The sequence below is a fragment of the Alloyangia mangrovi genome (assembly GCF_002300555.2).
Taxonomy (GTDB): Bacteria; Pseudomonadota; Alphaproteobacteria; order Rhodobacterales; family Rhodobacteraceae; genus Salipiger; species Salipiger mangrovi.
Window position 1 is genome coordinate 1 of sequence record NZ_NTHN02000072.1, and the last position, 20,044, is coordinate 20,044.

General features: G+C 63.6%; 15 protein-coding genes and 1 pseudogene. 4 read left to right on the forward strand and 12 right to left on the reverse strand.

The window, feature by feature from the left end; all coding sequences use genetic code 11:
* Positions 1-138 precede the first annotated feature (138 nt).
* From fusA to rpsL, 3 genes are read right to left on the reverse strand one after another with little or no spacing between them, the layout of a single operon-like run.
* Positions 139-2,262 carry an elongation factor G gene (gene fusA / locus CLG85_RS24235; protein ID WP_095880743.1) on the reverse strand — a complete coding sequence of 708 codons (2,124 nt, stop codon included), beginning with the start codon at positions 2,260-2,262 and terminating at the stop codon, positions 139-141.
* A gap of 21 nt (positions 2,263-2,283) precedes the next feature.
* On the reverse strand, positions 2,284-2,754 hold the full coding sequence (rpsG, locus tag CLG85_RS24240; protein WP_095880744.1) for a 30S ribosomal protein S7: 471 nt from the start codon (positions 2,752-2,754) through the stop codon (positions 2,284-2,286).
* A 12-nt stretch (positions 2,755-2,766) separates the two neighbouring features.
* The gene (rpsL, locus tag CLG85_RS24245; RefSeq protein WP_005862801.1) at positions 2,767-3,138 is read right to left on the reverse strand and encodes a 30S ribosomal protein S12; all 372 of its coding nucleotides are present in this window, start codon (positions 3,136-3,138) and stop codon (positions 2,767-2,769) included.
* Positions 3,139-3,557: 419 nt separating this feature from the next.
* Here rpsL and CLG85_RS24250 point away from each other — a divergent pair, with 419 nt between their 5' ends.
* Entirely contained in the window at positions 3,558-4,373 is an 816-nt protein-coding gene (locus tag CLG85_RS24250) for a putative rhamnosyl transferase (RefSeq protein ID WP_095880745.1), read from the forward strand.
* Here the strand turns inward: CLG85_RS24250 and CLG85_RS24255 are convergent.
* From CLG85_RS24255 to rplJ, 5 genes are all read right to left on the reverse strand, one after another.
* Positions 4,334-5,257 (reverse strand): DMT family transporter, encoded by a 924-nt coding sequence (locus CLG85_RS24255; protein ID WP_095880746.1) that lies wholly within the window; start codon positions 5,255-5,257, stop codon positions 4,334-4,336. The two genes, CLG85_RS24250 and CLG85_RS24255, sit on opposite strands and share 40 nt — an antisense overlap.
* Before the next feature lie 202 nt (positions 5,258-5,459).
* Positions 5,460-9,710 carry a DNA-directed RNA polymerase subunit beta' gene (rpoC, locus tag CLG85_RS24260; protein WP_095880747.1) on the reverse strand — a complete coding sequence of 1,417 codons (4,251 nt, stop codon included), beginning with the start codon at positions 9,708-9,710 and terminating at the stop codon, positions 5,460-5,462.
* Positions 9,711-9,787: 77 nt separating this feature from the next.
* Complete coding sequence (gene rpoB, locus CLG85_RS24265) at positions 9,788-13,924, reverse strand: DNA-directed RNA polymerase subunit beta (protein ID WP_095880748.1); 4,137 nt, start codon at positions 13,922-13,924, stop codon at positions 9,788-9,790.
* Positions 13,925-14,166: 242 nt separating this feature from the next.
* Positions 14,167-14,547 (reverse strand): 50S ribosomal protein L7/L12, encoded by a 381-nt coding sequence (rplL, locus tag CLG85_RS24270; protein ID WP_095880749.1) that lies wholly within the window; start codon positions 14,545-14,547, stop codon positions 14,167-14,169.
* 73 nt (positions 14,548-14,620) lie between these two features.
* The gene (rplJ, locus tag CLG85_RS24275) at positions 14,621-15,133 is read right to left on the reverse strand and encodes a 50S ribosomal protein L10 (protein WP_095880750.1); all 513 of its coding nucleotides are present in this window, start codon (positions 15,131-15,133) and stop codon (positions 14,621-14,623) included.
* Between the two features lie 550 nt (positions 15,134-15,683).
* Between rplJ and CLG85_RS24280 the strand changes: the two genes are divergently transcribed.
* Positions 15,684-15,923, forward strand: a complete 240-nt coding sequence (locus CLG85_RS24280) for a DUF2798 domain-containing protein (protein WP_095880751.1) — start codon at positions 15,684-15,686, stop codon at positions 15,921-15,923.
* A gap of 65 nt (positions 15,924-15,988) precedes the next feature.
* Here CLG85_RS24280 and rplA read toward each other — a convergent pair whose 3' ends face one another.
* The 4 genes and pseudogenes from rplA to secE form a co-directional block, all read right to left on the reverse strand.
* The gene (rplA, locus tag CLG85_RS24285; protein WP_095880752.1) at positions 15,989-16,687 is read right to left on the reverse strand and encodes a 50S ribosomal protein L1; all 699 of its coding nucleotides are present in this window, start codon (positions 16,685-16,687) and stop codon (positions 15,989-15,991) included.
* A 1-nt stretch (position 16,688) separates the two neighbouring features.
* Positions 16,689-17,139, reverse strand: a pseudogene (gene rplK, locus CLG85_RS24290) (50S ribosomal protein L11).
* A gap of 125 nt (positions 17,140-17,264) precedes the next feature.
* Positions 17,265-17,798, reverse strand: coding sequence for a transcription termination/antitermination protein NusG (gene nusG, locus CLG85_RS24295; protein ID WP_095880754.1), 534 nt, complete (start codon positions 17,796-17,798; stop codon positions 17,265-17,267).
* A 339-nt stretch (positions 17,799-18,137) separates the two neighbouring features.
* Positions 18,138-18,329 (reverse strand): preprotein translocase subunit SecE, encoded by a 192-nt coding sequence (secE, locus tag CLG85_RS24300; RefSeq protein ID WP_095880755.1) that lies wholly within the window; start codon positions 18,327-18,329, stop codon positions 18,138-18,140.
* Positions 18,330-18,682: 353 nt separating this feature from the next.
* Between secE and CLG85_RS24305 the strand changes: the two genes are divergently transcribed.
* Together CLG85_RS24305 and CLG85_RS24310 are read left to right on the forward strand one after the other, a co-directional pair.
* The gene (locus tag CLG85_RS24305) at positions 18,683-19,240 is read left to right on the forward strand and encodes a hypothetical protein (RefSeq protein ID WP_095880756.1); all 558 of its coding nucleotides are present in this window, start codon (positions 18,683-18,685) and stop codon (positions 19,238-19,240) included.
* Between the two features lie 234 nt (positions 19,241-19,474).
* The gene (locus CLG85_RS24310) at positions 19,475-19,948 is read left to right on the forward strand and encodes a hypothetical protein (protein ID WP_260350183.1); all 474 of its coding nucleotides are present in this window, start codon (positions 19,475-19,477) and stop codon (positions 19,946-19,948) included.
* Positions 19,949-20,044: the final 96 nt, after the last annotated feature.

Below are 20,044 nucleotides of genomic sequence, written 5' to 3' on the forward strand. Positions count from 1 at the left end.
CGATCGTGCCGATGTTGCAGTGCGGTTTGCCGCGCTCAAACTTTTCCTTTGCCATAATGGCCTCCTTGGTCGGTGGCGGTGCGTGTGATCACGCACCCTACGGGGGGTAGGGTGCGGGGCTGGGCCCCGCACCGCTGCTTATGCGTATTTCGCCTGGATCTCGTCCGAGATGTTCTGCGGAACCGGATCGTAGTGGTCGAACTGCATCGTGAACTGCGCGCGGCCCGAGGACATCGAGCGCAGGGTGTTGATGTAGCCGAACATGTTGGCCAGCGGCACGAAGGCCTGAACTGCGACAGCGTTGCCGCGCGGCTCCTGACCGGACACCTGGCCACGGCGGGAGGTGAGGTCACCGATGATCGAACCGGTGTACTCTTCCGGCGTGACCACCTCGACCTTCATCATCGGCTCGAGCAGCTTCGCGCCTGCTTTACGCAGACCTTCCCGCATGCACATCCGCGATGCGATTTCGAAGGCCAGAACCGAGGAGTCCACGTCGTGGAACTTGCCGTCGATCAGCGCGACCTTGAAGTCGATCACCGGGAAGCCTGCCAGCGGACCGGAGTCCATGACCGACTTGATGCCCTTTTCGACGCCCGGGACGTATTCCTTCGGAACCGCACCGCCGACGATCTTGGACTCGAACGAGTAGCCTTCGCCCGCTTCGGTTGGGCTGATGACCAGCTTGACCTCTGCGAACTGACCCGAACCACCCGACTGCTTCTTGTGGGTGTAGGTGTGCTCGACCTCGTGACCGATGGTCTCGCGGTAAGCCACCTGCGGGGCACCGATGTTCGCCTCGACCTTGAACTCGCGCTTCAGGCGGTCGACGAGAATGTCGAGGTGAAGTTCGCCCATGCCCTTCATGATGGTCTGACCGGACTCGAGGTCGGTCTCCACGCGGAAGGAGGGGTCTTCTGCGGCCAGACGGGCCAGACCCTGGGACATCTTCTCCTGGTCGTTCTTCGTCTTCGGCTCGACCGCGATCTCGATCACCGGATCGGGGAAGGTCATGGTTTCGAGAACCACTTGCTTCTGAGCGTCGCAGAGGGTGTCACCGGTGGTGGTCTCTTTGAGGCCGGCCAGCGCGATGATGTCGCCTGCGAAGGCTTCTTCGATCTCTTCCCGGTTGTTCGAGTGCATCATCATCATACGACCGATGCGCTCTTTCTTGCCCTTGGTCGAGTTCATGATCGAATCGCCCTTCTTCATCGTACCGGAGTAGATACGGGTGAAGGTGAGCGAGCCCACGAAGGGGTCGTTCATGATCTTGAACGCGAGGCCCGAGAAGGGCTCTTCGTCCGAAGCGTGACGCTCGATGTTCCGGGTTTCGGTCTCGTCATCCGGCGAGAAGCCGAGGTACGGCGGAACGTCGAGGGGGCCGGGCAGGAAGTCGACCACAGCGTTGAGCAGGGGCTGCACGCCCTTGTTCTTGAACGCCGAGCCACCCAGGACCGGAACGAAGGACAGCGACAGCGTGCCCTTGCGGACCAGGTTGCGCAGGGTCGGAACGTCGGGCTCTTCGCCTTCGAGGTAGGCTTCCATCGCCGCATCGTCCTGCTCGACAGCATTCTCGATGAGGTGCGAACGCCACTCGTCTGCGAGGTCCTTCAGCTCGTCGCGGATCGGCTGACGCACCCAGGATGCGCCGAGGTCTTCACCCTGCCAGACCCACTCTTCCATGGTCACCAGGTCGACGATGCCTTCCAGCTGGTCTTCCGCACCGATCGGGAAGTTGACAGGAACCGGGGTTGCGCCCGTACGGTCCTTGATCATCTTCACGCAGTTGAAGAAGTCGGCGCCGATCTTGTCCATCTTGTTGACGAACACGATGCGCGGCACCTTGTAGCGGTCGGCCTGACGCCACACGGTCTCGGTCTGCGGTTCCACGCCGGCGTTGCCGTCGAGGAGGCAGATCGCACCGTCGAGCACGGCCAGCGAACGTTCGACTTCGATGGTGAAGTCAACGTGGCCGGGAGTGTCGATGATGTTGTAGCGGAACTTGGTGTCCGAAGTGCCTTCTTCGGTCGGGTCTTCCTGCCACTGCCAGAACGTGGTGGTTGCAGCGGAGGTGATGGTGATACCACGCTCCTGCTCCTGCTCCATCCAGTCCATGGTGGCGGCGCCGTCGTGGACCTCGCCGATTTTGTGCGAGCGGCCCGTGTAGTACAGGATGCGTTCCGTCGTCGTGGTCTTGCCCGCGTCGATGTGGGCCATGATCCCGAAGTTGCGGTAACGCTGGAGGGGATATTCGCGTGCCATGGTGGTCTGCCTTTCCGGAGATTACCAGCGGTAGTGGCTGAACGCTTTGTTCGCGTCGGCCATCTTGTGGGTGTCTTCGCGCTTCTTAACAGCGGAGCCACGGGATTGCACGGCATCCAGGAGTTCGCCTGCAAGGCGCTCTTCCATGGTGTGCTCGTTGCGGGCGCGCGAGGCTGCGATCAGCCAGCGGATGGCCAGGGCCTCACGGCGCTCGGGGCGCACTTCGACCGGGACCTGGTAGGTGGCACCACCAACGCGGCGCGAACGAACTTCGACGGCCGGTTTGATGTTGTCGAGCGCTTCGTGGAACACTTCCACGGGCGCGCGCTTCACCTTGCTCTCGACGCGGTCGAGGGCATTGTAGACGATGCGCTCTGCGACCGACTTCTTGCCGTCGATCATCAGGTTGTTCATGAATTTGGTCAGAACCCGGTCGCCATACTTGGCGTCGGGCAGGACTTCGCGTTTTTCAGCGGCGTGACGACGAGACATTTATGTATCCTCTTATTTCGGACGCTTCGCGCCGTACTTCGAGCGACGCTGCTTACGGTCTTTGACGCCCTGGGTATCCAGAACACCGCGCAGGATGTGGTAACGGACGCCCGGAAGGTCTTTCACACGGCCGCCGCGGATGAGCACAACCGAGTGCTCCTGCAGGTTGTGCGATTCACCCGGGATGTAGGAGATGACTTCGTAGCCGTTGGTCAGACGCACCTTGGCCACCTTACGCATTGCCGAGTTCGGCTTCTTCGGCGTGGTGGTGTAGACGCGGGTGCAGACGCCGCGCTTCTGCGGGCACTGCTCGAGGTGCTGCGACTTCGAACGTTTAACTTTCGGCTGCCGCGGCTTGCGGATCAGCTGTTGGATCGTGGGCATATGGGTTGTTCCCCGTAATTCTCACATATGTGGTGCAAGGGGGAGCCCCCCATGCGGTTCAATCGACAAGGCGCCCCACGCGTCCGCGGGTCACCGGTGATGCGCCGAAGATCCGAAGACCGCAGGGGGATACCCCACAAACGACGCAAAAACCGCATACGCCCCCGGGCACGGGTGACGTCGCGGTGGGTCTGCAGAGGATCGGGGCCAGGGACGCCGATCTTGACCACTGTAGTTCTGTAGAATGCGGCGGGCGCACTGAGGCCTCCGCCGGATTGAGGGGCGTATAGGGGGAGTCGCTGTCCTTGTCAACAAGCCCTGCCCCGGCCACCGCGCCCGCCCGGGTTGCCGCCGGACACTTGCCTGCGCGGGGGCGCGATGCCAAGCATGGGCGGGACCTGTCACGCCGGAGCCGCCCCATGCAGATCATTGGCCTGTGCCGATTTTCCTTTCCCGCCGAAGGCGGGTTCCAGGTCGAGCACGAGACCCTCGAGGACCGCATCGCCTACCTCTACAGCCCTTCGCGGATGGAGGAAAGGTTGCGCCATTTCGAGTGCATCTGCCTGCCCGGGCTCAAGGCCCAGACCGATCCGCGCTTCACCTTCCTCGTGCTGGTGGGCGAGGCCATGCCGCGGCCCTACCTTGACCGCTTGCAGGCCCTTCTCAGGGATTTTCCGCAGGCCCGGATCGTCAGCCGCCCGCCCGGGCCGCATCGTCAGGTCTGCCAGCAGGTGATCAATGCCGCGCGCGATATGTCGCAACCCTGTCTCCAGTTCCGCCACGACGATGACGACGCTGTCGCGGTGGGCTTCGTCGAGGAGTTGCGCACCGCCGCCCTCGACATCTCCGCCCTGCGCGCCAAGCACCGGCTGGTGGCGCTAGACTGGAACCGCGGCTATGTCGCCCGTCCCGACGCCGAAGGGATTTGCGCCGAACCCTGCGTGACCCCCTTCTGGGGCGTGGCTCAGGCCGTGGCCATCGCGCCGGGCGTGCGCCAGAGCATCATGAACTTCGGGCACAACAAGCTCCTCCAGTTCATGCCGACGCTCAGCTTCACCGACCGCCCGATGTATTTGCGCGGGCACAATGATCACAACGATTCACGCCAGAAAGCGCATGTAAGACCCATCTCCCTGCCCCGGCTCGATGCCGCGGGGGAGGCCGAGATGAAGCGCCTCTTCGCGATCGACGCCGATCACGTGCGCCGCGTCTTCGCCCCCGCCGCCGCGACCTGATCCTGCACCTCCGTCCGCCGCAGCTGCCGCTCGCGCCAGAGCGTGAAGCTGCCCATCGCGACAATGACCGCCGCCCCAAGAAGCGTCATCGGTTGCGGCAACTCGCCCCAGAGCACCAGCCCCAGCAGCAGGGCCCAGAGCAGGCCGGTATAGCGGAAGGGCGCGACGAAACCGACATCGCCCACCCGCATCACCATGACGCTGAGCGTATAGCCGATGACGATGAGCAGCGAAGTGCCCAGCATAAGCGCCGCAAGCCGCACGTCGAGCGGCTGCCAGTCCTCGCCCAGCGACCAGCCCGCGGCAAAGAGCATGACCAGCACGGACGACGACAGCGTGACCTGCATGCTCGGAAGGGCCGGCGACAGGCGCCGCGTCGCCAGGTCTCGCAGGGTGACCGCGGCGACGGCCAGCAGCGCATCGATCGTGTAGGCATTGAACCCCTCGGTTCCGGGCCTCACGATCAGCAGCATGCCGCAGAAACCGCCAGCGATGGCGAGCCAGCGCCGCCAGCCCACCGGCTCGCCGAAGAAGACCGCGCTCCCGAGCGTCACCGTCAGCGGCAGCATCTGCAAAAGCGCCGTGGCATTGGCCAGCGGCATATTGCGCAGCGCGGTCAGGAAGAAATAGGCCGAGCCGCATTCGGCCAGCCCGCGCAGCAGCATGAGAGCCGCATCGCGCGGCACAGGCCGGTGGTGGAAGGCGCCGAGGCGTGCGGCCATCCAGGCGATGAAGAGGCTCGCGACGATCCCCCGCAGCACCAGCACCTGCGACAGAGGCAGGGCGGTCCCGATCGCCTTCACGCAGGCATCGCTGAAGGTGAAGGCGGCCATGGTCCCGATCATCAGGAGCATGCCGCGGCCATTGTCGGACAAGCGGTTCATGGGCAAATCGCTAGCACCGCCCCCGCGCCGCCACCATCCGCAAAATGCACGGGCGCCGCGCTGGCCCCGCCTTTCTTCTAGGCGGAAATATCCCGGGGGAGGCCGCAGGCCGGGGGCAGAGCCCCCTCCCCTGCCCGCCAAACGAAAAGGCCCCCGCACCGAGGTGCGGGGGGCCCGAAGCTTTTCGCCGTGAGGCGCGCGATTACTCGCGGCTTTCCGGCGTGTCCACGACCAGCGTGTCGAACTCGTCGCCACCGATCACGTCGCTCGACGAGGTGTCGGGAGCGGCCAGGAGTGCGGCCTGTTCGGCCTCCTCGCGGCGCACTTCGATCACCTTGTTGTCGCGCTCGGTCGCGATGCGACGCACCCGCTGGGTCGCGCCACCGGTGCCCGCCGGGATCAGGCGGCCCACGATGACGTTCTCCTTGAGGCCGACCAGCTTGTCCTTCTTGCCCTGCACCGAAGCCTCGGTGAGGACGCGGGTGGTCTCCTGGAAGGAGGCCGCCGAGATGAACGAGCGGGTCTGCAGCGACGCCTTGGTGATGCCGAGCAGGATCGGTTCGCCGGTGGCCGGACGGCCGCCCTTCTTCTCGATCTTCTCGTTGACCGCGTCGAACTCCGCCTTGTCCACGTGCTCGCCCTTGAGCAGCGTGGTGTCGCCGGAGTCGTGGATTTCCCACTTCTGCAGCATCTGGCGGACGATGACCTCGACGTGCTTGTCGTTGATCTTCACGCCCTGCAGTCGATAGACGTCCTGGACTTCGTCGATCATGTAGTTCGCCAGAGCCTCGACACCCATGATGGCCAGGATGTCATGCGGCGCCGGGTTGCCGTCCATGATGTAGTCGCCCTTCTGGACGTAATCGCCCTCGACCACCGGAATGTGCTTGCCCTTGGGGATCATGTACTCCTTGGGCTCCAGCGTGTCATCGACCGGCTCGATCGCGATGCGGCGCTTGTTCTTGTAGTCCTTGCCGAAGCGCACGTAGCCGTCGATCTCGGCGATGATGGCGTGGTCCTTGGGACGACGCGCCTCGAAGAGTTCGGCCACACGCGGCAGACCACCGGTGATGTCCTTCGTCTTCGCGCCCTCGCGCGGGATACGCGCCAGAACGTCACCGGCCTTGATCTCCTGACCTTCTTCACAGGACAGGATGGCATCCACCGACATCGGGTAGGTCAGCGGGTTGCCGGCCGCGTTGCGCACGGGCTCGCCGTCGGCATCCATCAGGATGATCTCGGGCTTGAGCTCGTTGCCCTTCGGAGCCGCACGCCAGTCGATCACGATCTTCTGGGTCATGCCGGTCGCTTCATCGGTCTCGTCGCGGACAGCCACACCTGCGGTGAGGTCGACGTGTTTCGCGATACCATCCGACTCCGCCAGGATCGGCAGGGTGTAGGGGTCCCACTCGAACAGCTTGTCGCCGCGCTTGACCGACTGGCCTTCCTTGACGAACAGCTTGGTGCCGTAGCCGAGCTTGTGGCTCGCACGTTCCTTGCCGTCCTCGCCCATGATCCGCAGCTTCATGTTGCGGCCCATGACGAGGGTTTCGCCGATGGAGTTCTCGAGGGTCGAGGCGTTCTCGAACTCGATCACACCCTCCTGCGAGGCTTCCTGGAACGACTGCTGGCCACCCTGGGCAACGCCGCCGATGTGGAAGGTCCGCATCGTCAGCTGGGTACCGGGTTCACCGATCGACTGCGCGGCGATGATGCCGACAGCTTCACCGGTGTTGACCATGGTGCCGCGCGCGAGGTCTCGCCCGTAGCACATGGCGCAGACGCCCTCTTCGGCTTCACAGGTCAGCGGCGAACGGATGCGCGTGGACTGCACGGCCGCCTCGTCGATCGTGTCGGCCATGCGCTCGTCGATGAGCTGGCCGGCGCGGACGAGGATCTCGCCGGTGACGGGATGCGGGATATCGTCCGCAGCCACACGGCCCAGGATGCGCTCTGCCAGCGATGCGACGACTTCGCCGTCGTTGACAGCCGCTTCCGCGGTGATCGCGCGATCGGTGCCGCAATCGTGCGAGCGCACGATGCAGTCCTGCGCCACGTCCACCAGACGACGGGTGAGGTAACCCGAGTTCGCGGTCTTCAGAGCGGTATCCGACAGACCCTTACGAGCACCGTGGGTCGAGTTGAAGTACTCGAGAACGGTCAGGCCTTCCTTGAAGTTCGAGATGATCGGGGTCTCGATGATGTCGCCGTTCGGCTTCGCCATCAGGCCGCGCATCCCGCCCAGCTGCTTCATCTGGGTGACCGAGCCACGCGCACCGGAGTGGGCCATCATGTAGACCGAGTTCGGCTCCATTTCCGACCCGTCCTCGGCGCGCTTGTTCGCCGAGATGGTGTTCATCATGGCGTCGGTGACCTTGTCGTTGCACTTCGACCAGGCGTCCACGACCTTGTTGTACTTCTCGCCCTGGGTGATCAGGCCGTCGAGGTATTGCTGCTCGAAGTCCTTCACCTGGTCGCGAGTTTCCTCGACGAGGGTCCACTTGCTGTCGGGGATGACCATGTCGTCCTTGCCGAACGAGATGCCAGCGCGGAACGCTTCCTTGAAGCCCATCGACATGATCTGGTCGCAGAAGATGACCGACTCTTTCTGACCGCAGTAGCGGTAGACGGTGTCGATGACCTTCTGAACGTCCTTCTTACGCAGCAGCGTGTTGACCAGGTCGAACGGCGCCTTGGCGTTCATCGGCAGCAGCGCGCCGAGGCGCACGCGGCCCGGGGTCGTCTCGTAACGCTTGACGACCTCGTTGCCCTCTTCGTCGATCTGCTTCACGCGGCATTCGATCTTGGCGTGCAGGTGCACTTCGCCAGCCGTCAGGGCGTGCTCGACCTCTTCGATGTTGGAGAACTTCATCCCCTCGCCCTTCATGCCTTCGCGCATGATGGTCGTGTAGTAGAGGCCGAGGATCATATCCTGCGACGGAACGATGATCGGGCTGCCGTTTGCGGGCGACAGCACGTTGTTCGTGGACATCATCAGGACGCGCGCCTCAAGCTGCGCTTCGAGCGACAGCGGCACGTGAACGGCCATCTGGTCACCGTCGAAGTCGGCGTTGAACGCCGAGCAGACGAGCGGGTGCAGCTGGATGGCCTTGCCTTCGATCAGCTGGGGTTCGAACGCCTGGATACCCAGACGGTGCAGCGTCGGCGCGCGGTTCAGCAGAACCGGGTGCTCGCGGATCACCTCGTCGAGGATGTCCCAGACTTCCGGACGCTCTTTCTCCACCAGTTTCTTCGCCTGCTTCACGGTGCTGGACAGGCCCTTGGCCTCCAGCCGCGAGTAGATGAAGGGCTTGAAGAGCTCGAGCGCCATCTTCTTCGGCAGGCCGCACTGGTGCAGCTTGAGTTCCGGACCGGTCACGATGACCGAACGGCCCGAGAAGTCGACGCGCTTACCCAGAAGGTTCTGACGGAAGCGGCCCTGCTTGCCTTTCAGCATGTCGGACAGCGACTTCAGCGGACGCTTGTTGGCGCCGGTGATGACGCGGCCACGACGGCCGTTGTCGAACAGCGCGTCGACGGCTTCCTGAAGCATACGCTTTTCGTTCCGGACGATGATGTCCGGGGCGCGCAGCTCGATCAGGCGCTTGAGGCGGTTGTTCCGGTTGATCACGCGGCGGTACAGATCGTTCAGATCCGAGGTCGCGAAACGGCCACCGTCGAGCGGCACCAGCGGGCGCAGTTCGGGCGGGATGACCGGGATCACGGTCAGGATCATCCACTCGGGGCGGTTGCCCGACTCGAGGAAGGATTCCACGACCTTGAGACGCTTGATGATCTTCTTGGGCTTGAGCTCGCCGGTGGCTTCCTTGAGGTCCGCACGCAGCTGCTCGGCCTCGGCTTCGAGGTCGATGGCGGCGAGCATCTCGCGGATCGCCTCGGCACCGATGTTGGCGCTGAACGCGTCGGCACCGTACTGGTCCTGCGCGTCGAGGAACTCGTCCTCGGTCATCATCTGGCCGTAGGTGAGGTCGGTCAGGCCCGGCTCGATCACCACGTAGTTCTCGAAGTACAGCACGCGCTCGAGGTCACGCAGCGTCATGTCCAGCATGAGGCCGATGCGCGAGGGCAGCGACTTCAGGAACCAGATGTGCGCGCAGGGAGCTGCGAGCTCGATGTGGCCCATGCGCTCGCGGCGCACTTTCTGGAGGGTAACTTCGACGCCGCACTTTTCGCAGACGACGCCGCGGTACTTCATGCGCTTGTACTTGCCGCACAGGCACTCGTAGTCCTTGATCGGACCAAAAATGCGCGCGCAGAAGAGACCGTCACGCTCGGGCTTGAACGTGCGGTAGTTGATCGTCTCGGGCTTCTTGATCTCGCCGTAAGACCACGAGAGGATCCGCTCGGGCGATGCCAGCGACACCTTGATCTCGTCGAAGACCTTGGGCGGGGTCAGCGGATTGAACGGGTTGTTCGTCAGTTCCTGGTTCATGTCGTCTTCCTAAATGACAGGGCTTGGAGAGAGGAGCCGCGCGAGGCTTGCGCCCCGCGCGGTGGCCGGATGGGCCGTTATTCCTCGTCCTCCGCGTCCAGGAGTTCCATGTTCAGGCCGAGGCCGCGGACTTCCTTCACGAGCACGTTGAAGCTCTCGGGAACGCCCGCTTCGTAGTTGTCCTCGCCCTTGACGATGCTTTCGTAGACCTTGGTCCGGCCCGCCACGTCGTCCGACTTCACGGTCAGCATTTCTTGCAGGGTGTAGGCGGCCCCGTAAGCTTCCAGAGCCCAGACCTCCATCTCCCCGAAACGCTGGCCACCGAACTGCGCCTTACCACCCAGCGGCTGCTGGGTCACAAGCGAGTACGGGCCGGTCGAACGTGCGTGGATCTTGTCGTCGACAAGGTGGTGCAGCTTGAGCATGTACTTCACGCCCACCGTCACCTCACGCGCGAACTGGTCGCCGGTGCGGCCATCGAACAGCACGGACTGGCCGGACTGGGCGATGCCTGCACGCGTCAGCGCGTCGTTCACGTCTGCTTCCTTGGCGCCGTCGAAGACCGGCGTCGCGATCGGAACACCGCGGGTCACGTTCGAAGCGGCTTCGATCAGCGCGACCTCGTCCATGCCCTCGATGCCCTCGGCGTAGACCTCGGCACCGTAGGCGTGGCGCATGGCCTCGCGCACCGGCGTCAGGTCGCCCGAGCGGCGGTATTCCTGCAGGCCTTCCTCGATCTGGATGCCGAGACCGCGTGCGGCCCAGCCCATGTGCGTCTCGAGGATCTGACCGACGTTCATACGCGACGGCACGCCCAGCGGGTTGAGGCAGAAGTCGACCGGGGTACCATCTGCGAGGAACGGCATGTCCTCGATCGGCACCACGCGCGACACCACGCCCTTGTTCCCGTGACGACCGGCCATCTTGTCGCCCGGCTGCAGCTTGCGCTTCACCGCGACGAAGACCTTGACCATCTTCATCACGCCCGGCGGCAGGTCGTCGCCACGGCGGACCTTCTCGACCTTGTCCTCGAAGCGGGCATCGAGCGCGCGTTTTTGCGCCTCGTACTGCTCGTGCAGGGCCTCGACGATCTGCGCGTCTGCCTCTTCGGCCAGAGCGAGCTGCCACCACTGGCCGCGGCTCAGGCTTTCGAGAAGCTCTTCGTCGATCTCCGCGTTCGGACGGACGCCTTTCGGGCCCTTCACCGCGGTCTTGCCGAGGATCAGGTCCTTGAGACGCGCGTAGATGTTGCGGTCGAGGATCGCCAGCTCGTCGTCCCGGTCACGGGCCAGACGTTCGACTTCCTCGCGCTCGATCTGAAGCGCACGTTCGTCCTTTTCCACACCGTGACGGTTGAAGACGCGAACTTCCACGACGGTGCCGTAGTCGCCCGGCTTCACGCGCAGCGAGGTGTCCCGCACGTCCGAGGCCTTTTCGCCGAAGATGGCGCGGAGGAGCTTCTCTTCCGGCGTCATCGGGCTTTCGCCCTTCGGAGTGATCTTGCCTACGAGGATGTCGCCCGGTTCCACGTCCGCACCGATATACACGATACCGGCTTCGTCGAGGTTGCGCAGGGCTTCCTCGCCGACGTTGGGAATGTCGCGGGTGATCTCTTCCGGCCCGAGCTTGGTGTCGCGGGCGGCAACTTCGAATTCCTCGATGTGGATCGAGGTATAGACGTCGTCACGCGCGATGCGCTCGGAGATGAGGATCGAGTCTTCGTAGTTGTAGCCGTTCCAGGGCATGAAGGCGACGATGATGTTCTTGCCGAGCGCCAGTTCACCGATGTCGGTGGACGGGCCGTCTGCAATCACTTCACCCTTGCCGACCAGATCGCCCACCTTCACCAGCGGACGCTGGTTGATGCAGGTGTTCTGGTTCGAACGCTGGAACTTGCGCATGCGGTAGATGTCCACGCCCGGGTCACCCGGCTCGAGTCCATCGGTCGCACGGATCACGATGCGCTGCGCATCGACCTGGTCGATGACGCCGCCACGCTTGGCCATGATCGCCGCGCCGGAATCGCGCGCCACGACCTCTTCGATCCCGGTGCCGACCAGCGGCGCCTCGGATTTCAGTACGGGCACGGCCTGACGCTGCATGTTCGCGCCCATCAGTGCGCGGTTGGCGTCGTCGTTTTCCAGGAACGGGATGAGCGAGGCACCGACCGAGACCAGCTGCTTCGGCGAGACGTCGATCAGGTCGACGCTTTCGCGCGGCGCGAGCGTGTAGTCACCGGACTGGCGGGTCGAGACGAGGTCGTTCACGAAACGGCCTTCCTCGTCCAGCGTCGCGTTGGCCTGCGCCACGGTGTGGCGCATTTCCTCGGTCGCCGACATGTACTGGACTTCGTCGGTCACCTTCGCATCGATCACCTTGCGATACGGGGTCTCGATGAAGCCGTACTTGTTGACGCGGGCGAAGGTGGCCAGCGAGTTGATCAGACCGATGTTCGGGCCTTCCGGCGTTTCGATCGGGCACATCCGACCGTAGTGGGTCGGGTGCACGTCGCGCACCTCGAAGCCGGCGCGTTCGCGGGTCAGACCGCCCGGCCCGAGGGCCGACAGGCGACGCTTGTGCGTCACTTCGGAGAGCGGGTTGGTCTGGTCCATGAACTGCGACAGCTGCGACGAGCCGAAGAACTCGCGCACGGCAGCCGCGGCGGGCTTCGCGTTGATCAGGTCCTGCGGCATGACGGTGTCGATCTCGACCGACGACATGCGTTCCTTGATCGCGCGCTCCATGCGGAGCAGGCCGACGCGGTACTGGTTTTCCATCAGCTCGCCGACGGAACGGACGCGACGGTTGCCGAGGTGGTCGATGTCGTCCACTTCGCCACGGCCGTCACGCAGTTCGACCAGCGCCTTGATGCACTTGACGATGTCGTCGCGGTCCAGCGTGCGCTGGGTGTCCGGCTTGTCGAGCGCGAGGCGCATGTTCATCTTCACGCGGCCCACGGCCGAAAGGTCGTAACGCTCGGAATCGAAGAACAGCGTGTCGAACAGCGACGAGGCGGCTTCGACGGTCGGCGGCTCGCCCGGGCGCATGACGCGGTAGATGTCCATGAGCGCGCTGTTGCGGTCCATGTTCTTGTCCTGCGCCATCGTGTTGCGCATGTAAGCGCCGACGGTGATGTTGTCGATGTCGAGAACGGGGATCTCGGTGATGCCCGCGTCGACCAGCTCTTTCAGGGTGCCGCCGGTGACGTCACCGTCCTTGTCGACTTCCCAGGTCAGCTCGTCGCCGGCCTCGACGTAGATCGCGCCGGTGTCCTCGTTGATGATGTCCTTGGCGACGAACTTGCCGACAATCTGCTCGAAAGGCAGCAGCAGGTTCTTGACCTTGCCTTCGTCGATCAGGGCCTTCACCGCGCGCGGGGTCACCTTCTTGGTGGCCTCGGCGATGATCTCCCCGGTGTCCGCATCCACGAGGTCATAGGTCGGGCGCGTGCCGCGCACCCGGTCGGGGAAGAACTTGGTCACCCAGCCTTCGCCACGACGCAGCGTGTAGGACACGGTGTCGTAATAGGCATCCATGATCGCTTCCTGGTCGAGACCCAGTGCATAGAGCAGGGTCGTGACCGGGAGCTTCCGGCGGCGGTCGATGCGTGCAAAGACGATGTCCTTGGCGTCGAATTCGAAGTCGAGCCACGAGCCGCGGTAGGGGATGATGCGGCAGGCGAAGAGCAGCTTGCCCGAGCTGTGGGTCTTGCCTTTGTCATGGTCGAAGAAGACGCCCGGCGAACGGTGCATCTGGGACACGATCACGCGCTCGGTGCCGTTCACGATGAACGTCCCGTTCGGGGTCATCAGGGGCATGTCGCCCATGAAGACGTCCTGTTCCTTGATGTCCTTGACCGACTTGGCGCCGGTGTCCTCGTCGATATCGAACACGATGAGGCGCAGGGTCACCTTCAGCGGCGCGCTGTAGGTCATGTCGCGCTGCATGCACTCTTCGACGTCGTACTTGGGCTTTTCCAGTTCGTAGTTTACGAACTCGAGCACGGCGGTCTCGTTGAAGTCCTTGATCGGGAAGACCGACTGGAAGACGCCCATGATGCCTTCGCCGTCGGTGGGCTGGAGCTGGTCGCCGGACTTCAGGAAGAGTTCGTAGGAGCTTTTCTGAACCTCGATGAGGTTCGGCATCTCCAGAACCTCGCGAATTTTACCGTAATATCTGCGGAGACGTTTCTGGCCAAGAAAGCTTTGCGCCATAGGTCTGTTCACCTTTCGCTTCTCACTGGACGCGCGTGCTGTCGGGCACCAGCGGCACATCCATCCGAGACGGCAGTGTTCCGATCCATTCCTGGCTCCTGTCCCACCAGAAGCCTCCCGATCCTGGAACTCGCCTTAGAAAAGCCCTATCCAAAGGGCCTTGCTGAGACGGGTTCGGCTGGACCCGGATTTCTCCGGATCCAGCCAAATTTTCGATCGTACCGGGTTGCCCCGGGGGACGATTACTTGACTTCGATCTCGGCGCCAGCTTCTTCGAGCTGCTTCTTGATCGTTTCGGCTTCGTCCTTCGACACGCCTTCTTTGACAGCCTTGCCGCCTGCTTCCACCAGCTCTTTGGCTTCTTTCAGGCCCAGGCCGGTGATGGCGCGGACTTCTTTGATCACGTTGATCTTCTTGTCGCCAGCGGACTTGAGGATCACGTCGAATTCGGTTTTCTCTTCCTCAGCTGCTGCGTCGCCGCCAGCTGCCGGACCAGCCATCATCACTGCGCCGCCAGCTGCGGGCTCGATGCCGTACTCGTCCTTGAGGATGGTTTTCAGTTCTTGTGCTTCGAGCAGCGTCAGACCAACGATTTGCTCAGCAAGTGCTTTCAGATCAGCCATTTTACGTATTCCGTTTAGCTAGATGTGTTCCAACGTGTAGGTCTTCAACCCCACGAAGATCTGGTGGGTGCCGTTACGCAGCTTTCTCTTCGATGGTCGAGAGAATCGATGCGATGTTCGATGCAGGTGCGCCAATCGCGCCGGCGATGTTCGAAGCGGGTGCGCCGATGCAGCCGACGATGGAGGCAATGAGCTCCTCGCGCGACGGCATTTTCGACACGGCCTCGACACCGGCCCGGTCCAGAGCCGTTCCTGCCATTGCACCGCCGAGGATCTCGAATTTCGAGTTTGCCTTGGCGAAGTCCTCGACCACCTTGGCGGCTGCCACGGGATCTTCGGAGTAGGTCAGAACGGTCATGCCCTCGAGGTAGTCGGCGATGCTCTCGCAGCCGGTACCCTTCAGAGCGATCTTGGCGAGCCTGTTCTTGGCGACGCGAACCGACGTGTCTGCCGCGCGGGCGCGGGCACGAAGATCCGTCATCTCGGCAACCGTGAGACCTTCGTAGCGGCTAACCACCACGACGCCAGAGCTTTCAAAGATCTGGCCGAGTTCCTCGACCACTTTCTCTTTCTGGGCTCTATCCACAGTTTCACTCCAAGTTATGGAGGGGATTCGACCCCTCCGGCTCGTTCTGCCGGGTCTCCCCGGCCTCAAGGTCCGATCGGGTCGTCACATCGCGCCACCGGAGCACATCGGCCCGGAACGTTATGTCTCTTCCCGTCTCAGGCAGGATTTAAGGATATTCGGTCAGCTGACCGATCACCTACCCACCGTCTCGGACGAAATCGAGGGCCGCGACGAATCGTGCGCTGCCCTCGTCTGCTCCGCATAAAGGGTTTTGCGCCCCTTGCCAAGGGTAGAAGCACCCCGCGGCGGAAGCGCGCATCCTACCACCGCTTCAGAAAGATGCAATCGAACAGGCACCCGCCTGGAGACTTGACCGGCCGCCACCGGGACCCTAAGTGCATCGGAGCCGAAAAACGTCAGGCCGGTTGGTTAGCCCGGCCACCGCTTCATGCGGGAGTTAGTCGTTCCACGAACCCGCGGCGCCCTGCTCACCCGGGGCGCGTGGAGTGTCCCGAACGGATCGGTCCTCCTAGTGCCCTGCCCTTTGCACGTCGCCACTGGAGACCCGATGACCACGTCCCGTTCCACGCTCATTCTCGCACAGCTCTTCATCTCGGGCTGCATGTCCTTTCTGATGACCCTGATCTTCAGCGCCATCCCGCTGCACTTCGCGGCCGGATGGACCTCGGTCTGGATGCATCACTGGCTCGCCGCCTGGCCGGTCGCCTTCGTGCTGTCGCTAATTGTCGGCCCGCTCTGCTTCAAGGCTTCCTTCCTCGTCCTGCGCAGCGCCGACCGCCTGCGCTGACACCACCCGAAACGCAAAAGGCCCCGCCGTTTCCGGCGGGGCCTTCGCAATCAGATCGGGTCAGATCACTCGACGTTGGCCGAGGTCACGTCCACCGACACGCCCGGGCCCATGGTGGAGCTGAGCGAAATCTTTTTCACATAGGTGCCCTTTGCACCGGTCGGCTTCGCCTTGGCGACAGCACCGACGAAAGCGCGCACGTTCTCGGCCAGCTTGGCATCGTCGAAGGACGCCTTGCCAACGCCCGCGTGGATCACGCCGGCTTTTTCGACCTTGAACTGGACCTGGCCACCCTTGGCGTCCTTGACGGCCTGGGCGACATCCATGGTCACGGTGCCGACCTTCGGGTTCGGCATCAGGTTGCGCGGGCCGAGCACTTTGCCCAGACGGCCGACGATCGGCATCATGTCCGGGGTCGCGATGCAGCGGTCGAAGTCGATAGTGCCGCCCTGGATGGTTTCCATCAGGTCTTCTGCGCCAACGATGTCAGCGCCTGCGGCCTGGGCTTCGTCAGCCTTGGCGCCACGAGCGAAGACGGCGACGCGCACGGTCTTGCCGGTGCCGTTCGGCAGGCCGACAACGCCGCGGACCATCTGGTCAGCGTGGCGCGGATCGACGCCGAGGTTCATCGCGATTTCGACGGTCTCATCGAACTTGGCCGAGGCGTTTGCCTTGATCAGAGCGATTGCGTCCTCGACGCTCAGCTCTTCTTTGCCGGCAAAGGCTTCACGGGCGGCGCGGGTGCGTTTTCCGAGTTTAGCCATCTTATTTCACCTCGATGCCCATGGACTTGGCCGAGCCAAGGATGATCTGCATTGCCTGTTCGACGTCGTTTGCCGACAGATCCTTCATCTTCGCTTCGGCGATCTCGCGGACCTGAGCGACGGTGACGGTTGCAATGGTCTCACGGCCGGGCTTCTCGGCACCGCGCGGACGGTTGCGCTTGCCGACGGGCTTCAGACCGGCTGCCTTCTTCAGGTAGTAAGACGCGGGGGGGCGTCTTGATGTCCATGGTGAAGGACTTGTCCTGATAGTAGGTGATGACGGTCGGGCAGGGTGCACCAACTTCCATGTCCTGCGTCTTGGCGTTGAACGCCTTGCAGAATTCCATGATGTTGATGCCGCGCTGACCCAGTGCGGGGCCGACGGGCGGCGACGGGTTGGCTTTGCCTGCAGGGATCTGCAGCTTCATCTTGCCAGCAAGTTTCTTGGCCATGTGGCCTCTCCTTTATCCAAATCCCCACGAACGCGTTCGCGAGGGGGTGCTTGGTGTGGTCTGGTCCGGACAGCGCGCTGCCCTCGCCTCCCACCTGAAAGGCGGGGCAAGCCCCGCCGAAACGCTCAGCCCTGCTTCGAGACCTGAGTGAATTCCAGTTCGACCGGGGTCTCCCGGCCGAAGATCGACACCGAGACGCGCAGGCGCTGGTTGTCGTCGTCGACACCCTCGACCATGCCGTCGAAGCCCTCGAAGGGGCCATCGTTGACCTTGACCCTCTCGCCCACCTCGAAGTGGATGAGAGTCCGGGGCGCTTCCTCGCCTTCCTGCACCCGGCCGAGGATCGCCTGAACTTCGGCGTCGCGCATCGGCATCGGGCGGCCCTGCGGGCCAAGGAAACCGGTCACACGGTTGATCGAGTTGACCAGGTGGTAGCCCCGGTCGGACATTTCCATGTGCACCAGCACGTAGCCGGGCATGAAGCGGCGCTCGGTCGTGACCTTCTTGCCGCGGCGGATCTCGATGACCTCCTCGGTCGGCACGAGAACTTCGTCGATCTGGTCCTCAAGCGCTTGCTCGGCAACCGCCTGACGGATCTGTTCCGCGATCTTCTTCTCGAAGTTCGACAGAACGCTCACCGAATACCACCGCTTCGCCATCTGGCCCCTCTTCGTTACCTTGACCGCCCGAAGGGGCCGTCCGTTCAGATGCGCGCCATTCCGGCGTGCTATACCCGGGGCGCCGATGCGTCCCGCCCCAAAAGAAAACCGGCGTGCAACCGAATCGCTGCACGCCCGCTTTGGGAAGTGGTCTGTGCACTACCCCCACTGGGTCCCGAATTCAAGGCCCGGCCCCGAATGTCTCCGCTTGGGCACCGCGGCGACGCGGTGCCGTATCTTCAAGGCTTCTTCTAGGCGGAAATATCCCGGGGGTGTCCGCCAGCGGCGGACGAGGGCAGAGCCCCCAAGCCGGGCGCGCCCCGCGCGCCCGCGCAATGCTCAGCCGAAGAAGGAGAGCAGGTCCTGCAGGCCGGTGCGGATCAGGATATCGACAAGCGCAAAGAAGATCGCCGTCAGCGTCGCCATGACGAAAACGGTGACTGTGGTCAGGATCACTTCGCGACGGGTCGGCCAGGCGATCTTGCCGATCTCGGACCGCGTCTGCTGAATGAACTGGAGCGGGTTGGTCATGCAGGTCTGCCTTGCGGGAATTCCTCGGTTGGCGGGTCGTATACGCCCTGCCGCGCGCCGTTACAAGCGGAGTCCGCCGCTCCGCATGCCACAGTGTTCACGCAACCCCCGCCGCGCAAAACGAAATCCTGACCCATTGCCAGCCGACGTGACGGAACCCATGTCGCCCGAACCCGTTTGCGCGTGTGTGGGGCCGATCGGCGGCTGCGCAACCTCATCAGGACCCTACACACACAAATTTGTGCCACCAGTTTCCGGGAACGCGCTGCGCAATCAGCGTGTTGACGGACCAGAAGCGACCTGCTGCAGCGCATGTCGCAGCCCAACACAGATAGTTTTACGGAGGACTTTCCATGAAACGCTTTCTTGCCGTCACCGCCCTGACCTCGGTTCTTGCCACCGGCGCGCTCGCCGCGACCGAAGAGCAATCGACCCTGATCAACACCTATGCTCCCGATGTGGATGTCATGATGCTCACCGACCAACAGGTGATCGAGGCCATGGCCATCGCCAACAGCGGCGGATCGGATACCCAGAAGCGCGAAGGCATTGAGACCATCGCCATGCGCGACTCGGCCCCGACCACCTTCTCTACCGAGCAAATGGCGCAGATCGAGGAATACCTGCCGGCCGAGCAAGTGATGATGATGACCGGCGATCAGCGCGGAGATGCGCTCGCGATCATCAATGGTGCAAGCACGGATGAGGACATCCGCGCGCAGCTGGCGGCGCTCGGCGACGACGTCACTCCGGCCCTCACCCCGGCGGAGGTGTCCCGCGTCGAGACGCTTGCCCCGGAGGCAGACCTTACCGTGCTGACGCCGGAGCAGGTCGCGCGTATCCGCGCGCTGATCTACACCGACGACAGCGATGGCCAGCTGAAGGGCCGCCTGCTCGACGTCGTGTCGTAAGCGCTCGAGGCTGCGTCCCGGACGCAAGGAGCCTTGGCCTCTGACCACGCTGATCGGCCGCTCCGCGCAAGCGGGGCGGCCGCTTGGCGCAAAGGGACCGCCTCCCCCGACCGACCGCCGCGCCAGTCCGCTCACCCGATTGCCAGGCCGCCCGGCGCTCCCTAGGGTAATCTTCGGCGATCCCGAGGAGGACATCCCATGCCCGAGCGGAGTTTCGGCAAAACCATTAGGACCTTGCTGCTGGCGCTTCTCAACGCGACGCTGATCCTCGTCGCCCTCTGCCTCTTCCTCGCGCTGCAGCTCGGCAATCGCATCGAGGGGATCACCAGCAGCTTCGCACGCACCCTGGTATCGGTTGACCCACTGCGCGAAGAGTTGGGCTCCATGACCTCGGAGCTGGTCGGCTTGCGAGGCGATCTGGCCGCGCTGCGCGCGGGAAGCGGCGAGACGACCTCCGAGGCCGCGCAGAAGATTTCTGCCCGGCTGGACAAGCTGGAAACCCGGCTCGACAATACATCCCAGCGCATCGAGGGCCTTCTGAGCAACCCCGAACAGCTGATCGATCACGCCGTCGACCGGACGGCGGAAGAGATCAAGCAAGGTCTCGGCACCCTCCGTGGATGCACCCCGCCCGAAGGCCTGACCCTTCTCGAACCCCACCCGCTTCCTCCTCGGGCAATGTCCTTGCAACAAGACCAACGCGGTTGAGCAGCTAGGAGGCCGAAGCGCCTGCCCCGCCCGGAACCCCGGCGCCGAAACGCGTAAAGCGCCCGTTTGGGCGCTGGCGGTGGATTGTGATCTGGG